Consider the following 13,580-nt stretch of genomic DNA (forward strand, 5'->3'; position numbering starts at 1 on the left):
ATTTATCTGAATGTCTCGTTATGAATTAGGCATTATTCCTTTACTATATATTGTATCTTTTACTATTTGTTGATATAAACGCCCAATTGGAAGCATTTTACCATTTTTAAGCTCTACCTGATTTCCCTCAATTGCATTTACCTTTTTTAAAGAAATAGCATATGATCTATGAATTCTGATAAACTCATCTTCGGGAAGATTTTCAAGAATTTTAGTTAATGTATAATGAACAACCATTTCTCCATTAGACGTATATACACGTAAGTAATCTTTTAAACTTTCCATGTATATAATATCTTCTAAAGCAACTTTAACCATTTTCTTCTCTACTTTTAAGAAAATATATGGGGGTTCTTCAGAATTAGAAGAAGTACCACTGCTTACAACAGCTTGAGGAGCTTTAGGCTGGGTTTTACTATTGGCAGCCTCTTTAGTATTAATGAGTTGAGATGCTTTATTGGCAGCTTTTAAAAAACGTTGAAATGAAATTGGCTTTAGTAAATAATCTAATGCAGAAATTTCAAATCCCTCTAAAGCATACTCTCTATAAGCCGTAGTTAATATTACTTCAGGTTTTTTTTCTAACGATTTGACAAAATCAATACCTGTTAACATTGGCATATTGATATCCAAAAACATTAAATCAACTTTCTCATTTTGTAGCACATTGAAAGCATCTATTGCACTTTCACATTTAGCCACAATTTCAAATTCACTAAGGCGTTGAAGATAATTTTCAATTACCTTAATTGCCAGTGGCTCATCATCAACTATTAGGCATTTTATTGTGCTCATTTCTTGGTATTTTTAATGTTACTCTAAATATATCTTCACCATCGTTAATATTCAATGTGTAATTGTCTCCATAAAGAAGCCTTAATCGTCTTCTAGCATTTGAGAGACCGAATCCACCAGTCTTAGTCTTCTTTGGAGACGTTTGTACGGGTAGATTAAATGGTAAAGGAGTTTGATCAATACTTGGATTTTCTACTTCAAAAGTGATAAAATCCTCTGATATCTTCAAATTTAAACTAATTTCAATAGAGTTCAATTTGTTTTTTACCCCATGTTTAAATGTATTTTCAATAAAAGGAAGAAATAAAAGTTGAGGAACTCTAACATCTTCTGCTTTACCTTCTATGTTAAATGTTAGTGCTAATCTATTTCCAAACCTAAGTTTTTCTAAGTCCAAATAGTTATTCATATAATAGAGTTCATCAGCAAGATTAACTCTAGATTCTTTTTGGTAGAGCATATAACTCATTAATTCTGATAATTTCATAACCGCATCAGATGCTTGGTCACTTTTATCTAGTGTTAATGAATAAATATTATTAAGCGTATTGAATAAAAAGTGAGGTTGAATTTGAGATTTCAATAAATTCAACTCAGTCATCATATTCTGTTTTTCTAACTCTCTTGTTTTCTTTTGGTTGAGAATCCAATTACGCGTTAGACTAATAGAGGTAGTTAAACCCAATACATATAATTCTCCAGTAATAATTGCTATTACATGGTTTGTACTAAAAATTTCTGCTTGTGCACCAGCTTCAGGCCATACAGGCAATAGAAACTGCTGTGTGAGAAATACTTTTAAGTACATCATAACTACTAATGATATTCCTAAATTTAATAAATAGAGTAAATATTTTTTAGAAGGAATATACTTTGGTAGTAAATAATAAGCATGATAATACGATAACGGTATATGTATCGAGAAACCAATCAAGTTAGATTGGAAGGAATATAAATAGTCGTCATAGTAGCTTCCCCAGCGCAATCCATTTAAAACAAAATAGATTACCCAAAAGATTACATGATATATTATCGGCTTGCTGAGCTTTAAATGCATCGATTTAGGAATATGATCAAAAATGTTCACAGGTTCATCGAATAGCTTATCTTTTGCTGTAGTAGTCATTTATTAACTTAATTTTATTAATAGATGCTAAATAACAGTTAAGCGTCGATAGAACAATTAAATTAGATTTAATGCAGTAAATATAGGATTTTATGACGTTTATCCATAGTTGAATGCAGTTTATCCTTGAAATAGTGTCGTCTAGCATTAGTTAATCACTGTTAATCTATTTTTTTAAAATTCCTTAAGTGTTCGTTATACATTTACGATATCAAGAATCCGCGGAGGAGTGTTTCCTTCGCCTTGCGAACAAACTTATTACTCTCTGTTCGCATCGTCTGTTCATCTAACCTTCAGTTCAATATGAAATTCAGACTACTAACTTTAGTCATTAGCTTATTACTAATGACAAACGTACTTCAAGCACAAGACCGTGTAGTGAAGGGTATAGTAAAAGAGTCAGGCTCAGAAGAGCCACTACCTGGTGTTAACGTATTAATACAAGGTACATCTACTGGTTCAACAACCGATTTTAATGGAGAATTTTCTCTATCAATTCCAGAAGGAAGTACATTAGTATTTTCTTATGTGGGTTACATGGCACAAGAAGTTGTTGTTGGTAACCAATCTGTAATCAACGTTTCTTTAGAAGTTGATGCAGAGCAATTAGAAGAAGTTGTAGTAACAGCTTTAGGTGTTGAAAGAAGCTCAAAGAGTTTGACTTATTCGACGCAATCTGTTAGTTCTGAGGAATTAACAACAGTTAAAGATCCTAACATGATGAATGCTCTATCTGGTAAGGTAGCAGGTCTTCAGGTTAATAAAAGTGGGTCTGGAGCAGGTGGTTCAGTAAAAATTACTCTAAGAGGTAATACATCTGTAGCAGGTTCAAATTCACCTTTATATGTAGTTGATGGTATGCCATTAGCAGGATCAGGTGCAACTCAAGCTAATAATGCTATTGATGATGCGGGACGTGATGGTGGAGATGGTGTCTCTAACTTAAATCCTGAGGATATTGAAAGTATCAATGTATTAAAAGGAGCGGCAGCATCAGCTCTTTATGGTAGCCAAGCAGCAAATGGAGTAATTCTTATTACTACTAAAAAAGGACATGCAGGGCATTCTAAAATTACTTTTTCTTCAAACTTTACTGTTGATTCTCCAATGTTATTACCAGAGACTCAATCAAAGTATAATATTGATGGATCTGCTGTTACAGGAGAATCTTTAAATAGTGAGGACTTTTTTAAGAATGGTCTTACATGGGTAAACGCTATTTCTGCTACCAAAGGTGGTGAAAATTCACAAACTTACTTATCATATGCATACACTGACGCACAAGGAGTAATAGAAACAAATACTTTTAACAAGCATAACTTTACAGCAAGAAATACATCAAAAATGTACGATGGAAAGTTAGAACTTTCTGCAGGCATTAATTATATCCACCAAGAAGGTAATAACAGACCTGGTGTTGGTACTCCAATGAATGCTATCGCATCAGCATTATTATCGCCAAGAGGTATCTCTAAATCAGATATGCAAAATTATGAAGTTTATGATCCTGTTAGAAAAATTTATGTTCAAAATTGGCAGGAAAATGATACTCAATATTTAACAGATAATCCATATTGGGTATTAAATCGAAACATGATTGAAGAAACTAGAGATAGATTTATAGTTACAGGAAAAGCAAAATATAATATTAGTGATTGGTTGTGGGCTCAAGGTCGAATCAGTATCGATAATACTACTGATGTTTGGGATAGAAAAGCTTATGCAACAACTAACACTACTTCTGTTGGCTTCAATGAAAATGGTATCACAAATGGAGGGTATTTTAGAGATGATTTTAATAATAATCAGGTATACGCTGACGCCATAATTAATGGAAATAAAAAATTTGGTAACCTTTCAATAACAGGTTTATTAGGTACTTCAATTACTGATCAAAAAACATACTTGAAGAGAATTGATACAGGAAGAGGAACATTGAAATTCGCAAATTTATTTTCTTCATCTGCTTTACCTGATGGAAATAGTATTGTTTATGAACAAACACAAAGACAAGTACAATCTGTATTTGGTAGTTTCCAATTTGGTTTTAAGGATATGGTATTTTTAGATGTTACTGGACGTAATGATTGGTCAAGTACTTTACCTGAAAAAAATAATTCTTATTTCTATCCTTCAGTTGGTTTAACTGCAGTTCTTAATGAGATGGTAAAAATGCCGGAAGTAATCTCATTAGCAAAAATTAGAGGTACATATACAATGTTAGGCAATGACGCTCCATTTGGGGTGACTACTGTTCAACATACTATTAACCCTTATACGGGTTCTTTAGAAAGAGCTAATACAGCACCTTTTGGAGATTTAAAACCAGAATCATCTAGATCTTTAGAATTAGGAGCAGAGTTAGAAATGTTTAATGGACTATTGTATTTCGATTTTAACTACTACAAAACAAATACAGAAGATCAGTTAATTAGAGTTCTTGCTCCTTCAGGTTCAGAGTATACTTACAATTATGTAAATACAGGTAATATTCAAAATCAAGGTTATGAAATAGCTTTAACTGCAATTCCTGTTTCTAAGGGAGATGTAACATGGACAACTACATTTAACTTCTCTAAAAATGAAAACAAAGTAGTTGAACTTTATTCAGATGATCCAGAAAGAATCGAATGGCTAACTGATGGTGCAAATGCAGCATATTCTCTAGGATTAAAACAAGGTGGTTCTTATGGAGATATTTATGGATATGATTTTGCAAGAGAAGAAGATGGTACTATGTCTATTGATTCTGAAACAGGTTTACCTTATAGAGGAGCAGAAAGAGTAAAAGTAGGTAACTCAAACCCTGATTTTATGCTTGGTTGGTCAAACTCTGTGAAGTATAAGAATTTCACTTTAAATATGTTGATTGATGGTAAATTTGGTGGTGAAATAGTATCATTTACGCAATCATATATGGATTCAAGAGGAACTTCAAAATCTTGGGCAGATGCAGTTGAAGGTGGAACAGTTACAGTTGAAGGTGTTGAATTACCAGCTTTAGATTATTACGCAACGGTTTCAGGTCGTGATGGGGTTACATCTCAGTACGTTTATGATGCAACTAACATTAGATTAAGAGAATTATCAGTTGCTTATACATTTGCTCAAAACTTTGGTGTATTTGAAGATTTGACATTATCAGCTGTAGGAAGGAATTTATTCTTCTTTTATAATAATGCACCATTTGATCCAGATATTACATCTTCTTCAGGAAATGGTATGCAAGGTTTAGACTTTTTTGGAGTACCAGCAACAAGAAGCTTTGGTATGAATTTAAGAGTTAATTTCTAATTATTTAAGATAAAACTAGATATGAAAAATCTACTCAAAAGATATATACTATTAGGAGCTGCATCACTAAGTTTATTTAGTTGTACGTCCAATTTTGAACAAATGAATGTTGATCCTAATAAGATCACAGATGAACAATTAGAGGCCGATGGACAAATAATTGCAGCATATTTCCCTCAATTATCAAGATCAATTTATTATAATTTTGATAATTCGAATTGGAAATGGCAGGTGCAACAAAATTTGAATGGAGATGTATTCTCTGGATATATGGCTCCACCAACTCCATTTGCTGGTAATGCAAATGCTACTCATTATAACTTAATTTGGAATGATTGGCCTGCAAGTATTGCATATGAAAATATAATGGGACCTGCTTATGAAATTGCAAAGAGAGAAGAAGACGCAGATCCACGTTTGTATGCAGTATCATTAGTACTTAAAGTATTAGGAATGCATAGAGTTACTGATGTTTATGGACCGAGTCCTTATTTAGGTTATGGTTCAGAAAATGTATCATACAATTCTCAAGAAGAAATTTATACTAGATTTTTCGAAGAATTAAGTAAAGCAATTGAAATTCTTGGTGCTGAAGGTGCTGATGAACCTTATGGTGGTTTTTCAGGAGTTGATGATATCTTTCAAGGTGATTTTGCTATGTGGAAAAAATTAGCTGCATCATTGAAATTAAGACTAGCTCTAAGAATATCAAATGTAGATCCAACAAATGCTAAGATTCATGCAGAATCAGCTATTTCAGCTGGTGTTTTTGAAGCAGGAGATAATGCTTTAGTTACATCTCCAATTATTCATCCTTTAGCAACGATCGCTCATAGTTGGGGTGATATAAAAATGGGTGCAACTATGGAATCTTTCCTTGTAGGATATAATGATCCACGTTTAGCTGTTTATTTTACTCCAGTTAATTCAGAACTTTCAGGTATTCCAGCTGATACATTCAAAGGTATACGTTCGGGTGTTGATTTACCAGACAAATCAGGAAGTCCATACACTGGATACTCTTCGATTAATGATAAATTTATTTCACAAACATCACCAATAACATTAATGACAGGTGCTGAAGTATATTTCTTGAGAGCAGAAGCTGCTTTAAATGGATGGACAGCTGGCGGAACAACTCAAGAATTATATGAAGGCGGAATTAGAGAATCTTTCGCATTTTTAGGTGCAGGTGGTGTAGACTCTTATATTTCTGATATGTCTTCTGTACCTGCAAATTATTCAGACCCAAACTGGGCTTTAGCAGGAGCAGATTCATATGATATTGATGCAACAACTGATGTTAAAGTAGCATTTGATCAATCTAGAGCAATGGAGCAAATCATTACTCAAAAATGGATTGCAATGTTCCCAGAAGGAATGGAAGCTTGGTCAGAATTAAGAAGAACAGGTTATCCTAAAGTTTTCCCTGTAAAATATAATAAAAGTGGAGGGTTAATAGATACTACTAAAGGTATTCGTCGTTTAGGTTTCCCAAGTTATGAAGCTGGATCTAATCCAGAAGGTTATGCTAAAGCTGTGGAACTTCTTAAAAAAGAAGGTCAAGGTGGAGAGGATAATGGAGGAACACCAGTATGGTGGGATACAAAATCTATCTAAATAAATTTAGGTGAATAATAATATAACGGACAATGAATTGATAACAAGCAGAGGATATCTTCCTCTGCCTGTTTTATAACTTCATTAAAGTTGTATTTTTCTTGAAAATATATTGAAAAGCTCCAGTTATCTGGAGCTTTTCTGCGTTTAATTAAATCGTTAAAAAAGACTATATCCTCTTAATCTTTATTAATCAAATGATCTTTATAAAATAAAATCAGTTTATAATATCAACAATTGAAGAGTATTTGTAATCTTTACAGAAAGAATAAAAAAAACTTTACATCTTTCGACTAAACATCAAATTATTATTCATATGAAAAATATAAAAAATATCTTCTTAACAATCAGTATGTTGATTGGTGTTGCATTTGTTGTAACATCATGTTCTTCAACAAAAATTACAACTGATTACAACCCAGGTACAAATTTTAGTCAATATAAATCTTTCAGTATTTTACCTTGGCAAGCTCAAAATGCTAAAATCAATGAATTTGATAGAGCTAGAGTAAAAAATGCAGTAATTGAAAACATGCAGGGGCTTGGTTATACATACTCTGAAAATGATACTACTGCTGAGTTACAAGTAGGTATGGTATTTACTACAAAGGAAAAGAAAAGTGTAACATCTTATAATGCTGGTTACGGCGGATGGTATGGTCCTTACGGTATGGGTGCTACTCATTATTCTGAGTATGAATATACTGAAGGAACTTTTGTTGTAGATATCTTCGATACACAAGCAAAGAAACTTCTTTGGGAAGCAGCAGCTGTAAGTACACTTTCTGAAAAACAAGAAAGCCCTGTTGTAAGAGAAAGAAATATCAACAGATTTGTGAAGAGTATTTTTAATAAATACCCTACAAAGTAATTTGTATTAGCATTAAAACAAAAAGAGATCATGGACATTTATAATCCATGATCTCTTTTTTTATATTATTTTTTTACCTTAATCCGTTTTTCCTTTTATATGGTAATCGTTTCTATTCGGCTGATTAAGAGATACCATTTCTGCAATAAATCCAGTCATGAACATTTGAGAGCCAATAATTACAGCTGTTAGTGATAAATAGAACAATGGCTGGTCTGTAACTTCTCTTTGAATGTGTAAGTGATTCATAGACAAATAGACCTTTTCAATCAATAACCAAAATGCACCAGCAGAACCAAGTAAAAAAGAGATTGACCCAAGCAAACCAAAGAAATGCATTGGAGCTTTTTTAAACTTAGAAACAAATGTGATAGACATTAGATCTAAAAAGCCGTTTACAAATCGTTCTAAACCAAACTTAGTTGTTCCATATTTTCTAGCTCTATGCTGAACAGGTTTCTCACCAATTTTAGCAAAACCATTCCATTTGGCTATTACAGGAATATATCTGTGCATTTCACCATATACTTCTATAATCTTAACTACATCTTTTTTATAGGCTTTTAATCCGCAATTAAAATCATTTAAATGTATACCAGAAACAGCCCTTGTAGCAGCATTAAATAATTTTGTAGGGATTGTTTTTGTAATCGGATCGTAGCGTTTTTCTTTCCAACCAGATACAAGGTCATAACCATCTTCAATAATCATTTTTCTTAGACCCGGAATTTCATCAGGGCTATCTTGAAGGTCTGCGTCCATAGTAATGACAACATTCCCTTTAACCTCCTGAAAACCTACTTGCAATGCCGCAGATTTACCATAGTTTCTTAAGAATTGAATACCATGAACCCAGTTATATTTTTGCTTTAATGCTAAGATTACATTCCAAGACTCATCAGTACTACCGTCATCAATAAGATACACTTCACCGTTGATTTTTTCTTCGGTAAAAACTTTTGCAATCCAATCTACTAATTCTGGTAGAGATTCAGCTTCATTAAGTAACGGAACAACAACCGATACATCTATATTTTGAGCTTCCATAGTCACTATTAAAGATCGTCTTAAAAATTATTAAAAATTATAGCCGTCTTCAGTTGGCTCATTTTTCATGAAGTGTGAAATAACCAAAGCTAATAAAAAGCCAAAGAAAGTCATGAATAAGATATTAATTAGCTGCGGAATTGGTGTTCCAGCTACCCATCTCACTATTTCGATAGATTGTTCATACTGTTCGTCTGTAATCTGAGGGTTTCCTTCAATCGCTTTACTTGCTACTTCTACAGCCTGATCTATAATACTATCATCAATAAATTGAATATATAAGTAATTAAAAAATGCTGAGATAGTTGCAGAGATAAAACCAAGCAAAGTACCAAGTTTTACACCTGTACGGTATTTAAGAAAGCCTTCGTTATGTTCTTTAAACTCTCTATAGGCAAAAACTGTAGCGGTTAACACTACAAGTACACTTAGATATTGTAAAAAAGCATCTTGAGACTTACCTAAAGAGGTAAGTAAAACACTATAACCAAATGCAAACACACCTGTAATAGCTCCATATTTAAAGGCGAATGGTTTTATCGAAGTTTCTTTATCCATTATTCTAATTTTATCTAAAGTTAATCAAAAACTCTATTTACGATAGTAGTTTTTTTAACTCATTTAGTTTTAACATTGCATCTAAAGGTGTCATTGTATTTACATCAAGCTGTTCTAATTGCTCTTTCAATTCTTTAGCGATAGGATCTACAGAATCAAAAATAGAAAGTTGGTAATTGTCTTTAGGCATCTCTTTAATGCGTTCAGTATTTTTTTCTTTTCGTTTATCTTGCTCTAAATGTTCTAAGATATCTTCAGATCTACGAACTACCGAGCTAGGCATTCCGGCAAGTTGAGCCACATGAATACCAAAACTATGTTCACTACCACCTTCTTTCAATTTTCTTAAGAAGATGATTTTTTTCTGATGTTCTTTTACAGATACACTAAAATTTTTAATTCTAGGAAAATCTTCAGCTAATTCATTTAATTCGTGATAGTGCGTTGCGAATAATGTTTTAGCTCTAGATTTTTTATGGTTATGAAGGTACTCTACAATAGCCCAAGCAATTGATACACCATCATATGTACTTGTACCGCGGCCAATCTCATCCATCAATACCAAACTTCTATCTGATATATTATTTAAGATACTTGCCGTTTCTGTCATTTCTACCATAAAAGTAGATTCACCTTTTGATAAGTTATCAGAAGCACCCACTCTTGTAAATACTTTATCAACTAGGCCAATATGAGCTTTAGAAGCAGGTACAAAAGATCCCATCTGAGCCATCAATACAATTAATGCAGTTTGGCGTAATAAGGCAGATTTACCAGACATGTTAGGTCCTGTAATTACCATTATTTGTTGTTCCTCATTGTCTAAATAAACATCGTTTGGTATATAAGGATCATCTACAGAAAGTTGGCGTTCAATTACAGGATGTCTGCCTTCTTTTATATCTAACGCTTTATCATCAGAAATAATAGGTTTAACATAATTGTAATCAATTGCATTTGTAGAAAACGAAACCAAACAATCTAGCTTAGCTAAGGTTGTAGCGGTTTGCTGAATTGGTGTAATATATTCTGTTGCCATCTGGATCAAATCCATAAATAACTTATTTTCTATTACACCAATCTGAGATTCTGCAGTAAGAATTTTTTCTTCGTACTGTTTTAGCTCTTCAGTAATATACCTTTCTGCATTTACTAAAGTAGATTTTCTAATCCACTCTGCAGGTACTTTATCTTTGTGTGTATTTCTAACTTCTAGATAATAGCCGAATACTTTATTGTAGCCAATTTTTAAAGATGGAATACCTGTTCTGTCACTTTCTCTTTCTTGAATTTGGCGTAAAAAGTCTTTTCCTGAATGAGAAATTGCTCTTAATTCATCTAATTCTGTATTTACACCTTCTTTAATTATATTTCCTTGGGCAGGGTTGATAGGAGGCATTTCTTGCATTTCCTTCTCAATACGCTCCACAAGTATATCACAAGTGTTTATATGATCAGCAATAACTTTAACCTCTTTATCATTTACCTTACTTAAAAGTACTTTGATTGGAGCAGCATGTTGAAGTGCTTTTTTGATATAAACGATTTCTCTAGGGTTTACTCTACCAACAGCAACTTTAGAAATTAGGCGTTCAATATCATTGATCTGACGAAGATGTCCTAATACATCATCAGCAATATCTTCATCCTTAGTAAAGAAATCGACAATATTAAGTCGAGTGTTAATACTAGCTTGATCTTTTAACGGAAGAACAGTCCATTTTTTTAATAAGCGTGCTCCCATAGGTGTAACACATTTATCAAGAATATCTATTAATGGAACTCCACCATCGTTCTGAGGAAAAATAAGTTCGAGACTTCTAGCTGTAAATTTATCTAACCAAACATATTTATCCTCCTGTATTCTACTAATATGATGAATATGATCTATGTGGTGGTGCTCTGTTAACTCTAAATAATTAAGTACAGCACCAGCTGCAATAATTGCAGACGACATATTCTCAATACCAAAACCTTTTAAGTTTTTAGTACCAAAATGTGTCGTTAATTTTTCATACCCATATTCTGGTGTATATACCCAATCATCTTGTCTGAAAGTAGGGTAAGTATCACCAAATAACTCTTTGTACTGTTCTTGATCGTTTCTACAATACAAAACTTCGGAAGGAGCAAAGCCTTGTAGTAGTTTATCTATATAATTCTGATCTCCTTGTGCTACAAAAAATTCTCCTGTAGAAATGTCTAGAAAAGAAATACCTAATTCTTTTTTAGAAATATGAATTGCTGCTAAATAGTTGTTTTGCTTAACGCTCAAAACATTGTCGTTCATAGAAACACCAGGAGTCACTAACTCTGTAATACCTCTTTTAACAACACCTTTTGCAGTTTTAGGATCTTCTAATTGATCTACAATGGCAACTCTTTGGCCCGCTTTTACCAACTTAGGTAGGTAAGTATCTAAAGAGTGATGCGGAAAACCTGCCAATTGAGTTTCTGAAGCAGAACCATTAGATCTTTTCGTTAAAACAATGTCTAAGATTTTACTTGCTGTAACGGCATCATCACCAAAGGTTTCATAAAAATCACCTACTCTAAATAGAAGCATTGCTGTAGGGTGTTTCGCCTTAATAGCATTAAACTGCTTCATCATAGGAGTTTCCTTTTTCGCTTTTGTTTTCGCTTTTGCCAAAGTATTTCTAGAATTAAAAATGATATCCTTCTTAAAGCAACAAATTTAAATAATTAGTGGAATGAATAAAGAATAAGATTTAATAATTCATGGTATTGATGCTCTTTATACTCATATATTACAAACAATAACAAAAAAAGGGACTTCTAATTTAGAAATCCCTTTTCCATTAACGTACGATCTTAACTAATCTACTACCTAATCAATTTTTATCATTATCTGTTTTAATCGAACGATTGATTTATAAAAAGGTTTTTCAATTTCATTTATTTAACATTTTAAAGATTGAACATAAAGCGACATTTTTAAGTGAAAACTGTACTTTTTTAAGATTGACAGTAAAAAGAAACTTATTTTAACGTATTGAAAAATCTCAAAATAAAAAGTTAACTAATTGATAGTCAGTTGTTATTGTGTTTATTAGTGCTGAGCTTAGTATTTATAAGTTTAGATAATTGAGAATAAATTGATTAAGACTACATTTTTTAAGACTTTTGTGCATTCGTTTTGTCGATGACGACGATAAAAACAGTTGAGAGATTGATCTGAAATTTTTTAGAAATCATTCTCAATAGCAAAAAAATGATATGCACAACTTTAATACGTTAAAAGAATTTTTAGAAGAGCCTCGTAAAGTGGTAATAATACCGCATACAAAGCCAGATGCAGATGCTTTAGGGTCAGCATTAGGGTTATCTTGGTATCTTAGAAAATTTGAACATACAACAACAGTGCTTTCTCCGAATGATTATCCATCTTTTTTACATTGGATGCCTGGTCATGAAGAAGTAGTTGTTTACGATAAAAAAAATCCATCTACTTCAGAAAAAATAATTGAAGAAGCAGATGTTATCTTCTGTGTAGATTTTTCTTCTTTAAATAGAATTGAAGAACTAGGGCCACTAGTTCGTCAGAATATGAGTAAGAAGATGATTGTAATGATAGATCATCATAGAGGAAAAGAAGATTTTGCAGATTACGAATTATGGGATATTGATGCAGCTGCAGCAGCTCAATTAATTTATGAGTTTATCGCTTTAGATAAAGGTACTCATAGAATTGATCAGAGAATTGCCGCTTGTTTATATGCAGGTATTGTAACAGATACAGGTTCATTTAAATACCCAAGTGTTTCTAGTAGAACATTAAGAATAGCTGCAGAATTAAAAGATACAGGTTTAGATACATCAAGATTATATAATTTAATCTATGATAATAATACAGAAAAAAGACTACGATTCTTAGGGCATGCCTTAGGAGAAAATCTTACTTTTTGGCCAGAATTAAATACTGGATTCTTTACTGTAACGCAAGATGACCGTGAGAAATTTAATTTACAATCTGGAGATACCGAAGGATTAGTAAACTATGCATTATCAGTAAATGGTATTAAGATAGCGGCATTGTTTAAAGAAAAAGACGAACGAGACGGAATCAAAGTATCGTTTAGATCTATAGGAGATTTCTCTGTAGCAGACCTTTCTTCAGAACACTTTGGTGGCGGAGGACATAAAAATGCAGCAGGAGGTAGAGTGGATGGAATTACAGTCGAAGAAGCTGTAGCTCGATTCAAGAAAGTATTAGAAGAAAAATTGAAATAAAGTAGAATTATTTATTTA

At 32.5% G+C, this 13,580-nt stretch carries 9 protein-coding genes; 4 read left to right on the forward strand and 5 right to left on the reverse strand.

The features are described 5' to 3' along the window. Positions 1-18 precede the first annotated feature (18 nt). Together KM029_RS13420 and KM029_RS13425 are read right to left on the reverse strand one after the other, a co-directional pair. Positions 19-795, reverse strand: a complete 777-nt coding sequence (locus tag KM029_RS13420; RefSeq protein WP_144073746.1) for a LytR/AlgR family response regulator transcription factor — start codon at positions 793-795, stop codon at positions 19-21. Continuing rightward, the gene (locus KM029_RS13425) at positions 767-1,921 is read right to left on the reverse strand and encodes a sensor histidine kinase (RefSeq protein ID WP_144073747.1); all 1,155 of its coding nucleotides are present in this window, start codon (positions 1,919-1,921) and stop codon (positions 767-769) included. Before KM029_RS13425 ends, KM029_RS13420 begins: the two co-directional genes overlap by 29 nt. Positions 1,922-2,224: 303 nt before the next feature. On the opposite strand from KM029_RS13425, the gene KM029_RS13430 reads away from it, so the two are divergent. From KM029_RS13430 to KM029_RS13440, 3 genes are all read left to right on the forward strand, one after another. Then, entirely contained in the window at positions 2,225-5,215 is a 2,991-nt protein-coding gene (locus KM029_RS13430) for a carboxypeptidase-like regulatory domain-containing protein (RefSeq protein ID WP_144073748.1), read from the forward strand. Positions 5,216-5,236: 21 nt separating this feature from the next. After that, positions 5,237-6,835 carry a SusD/RagB family nutrient-binding outer membrane lipoprotein gene (locus tag KM029_RS13435; RefSeq protein ID WP_144073749.1) on the forward strand — a complete coding sequence of 533 codons (1,599 nt, stop codon included), beginning with the start codon at positions 5,237-5,239 and terminating at the stop codon, positions 6,833-6,835. Between the two features lie 316 nt (positions 6,836-7,151). After that, positions 7,152-7,706 carry a DUF4136 domain-containing protein gene (locus KM029_RS13440; RefSeq protein WP_144073750.1) on the forward strand — a complete coding sequence of 185 codons (555 nt, stop codon included), beginning with the start codon at positions 7,152-7,154 and terminating at the stop codon, positions 7,704-7,706. A 78-nt stretch (positions 7,707-7,784) separates the two neighbouring features. On the opposite strand, the gene KM029_RS13445 is transcribed toward KM029_RS13440, so the two are convergent. From KM029_RS13445 to mutS, 3 genes are read right to left on the reverse strand one after another with little or no spacing between them, the layout of a single operon-like run. Continuing rightward, positions 7,785-8,753 carry a glycosyltransferase family 2 protein gene (locus KM029_RS13445; RefSeq protein WP_144073751.1) on the reverse strand — a complete coding sequence of 323 codons (969 nt, stop codon included), beginning with the start codon at positions 8,751-8,753 and terminating at the stop codon, positions 7,785-7,787. A gap of 30 nt (positions 8,754-8,783) precedes the next feature. Further along, entirely contained in the window at positions 8,784-9,311 is a 528-nt protein-coding gene (locus KM029_RS13450; RefSeq protein WP_144073752.1) for a DUF4199 domain-containing protein, read from the reverse strand. A 37-nt stretch (positions 9,312-9,348) separates the two neighbouring features. Beyond that, complete coding sequence (mutS, locus tag KM029_RS13455) at positions 9,349-11,961, reverse strand: DNA mismatch repair protein MutS (RefSeq protein WP_144073753.1); 2,613 nt, start codon at positions 11,959-11,961, stop codon at positions 9,349-9,351. Positions 11,962-12,548: 587 nt separating this feature from the next. Here mutS and KM029_RS13460 point away from each other — a divergent pair. Then, positions 12,549-13,562: a DHH family phosphoesterase gene (locus tag KM029_RS13460; RefSeq protein WP_144073754.1), complete on the forward strand. Its 1,014-nt coding sequence runs from the start codon at positions 12,549-12,551 to the stop codon at positions 13,560-13,562. The last annotated feature ends 18 nt before the right edge of the window (positions 13,563-13,580 follow it).

It is taken from the genome of Flammeovirga kamogawensis, assembly GCF_018736065.1.
Lineage (GTDB): Bacteria > Bacteroidota > Bacteroidia > Cytophagales > Flammeovirgaceae > Flammeovirga > Flammeovirga kamogawensis.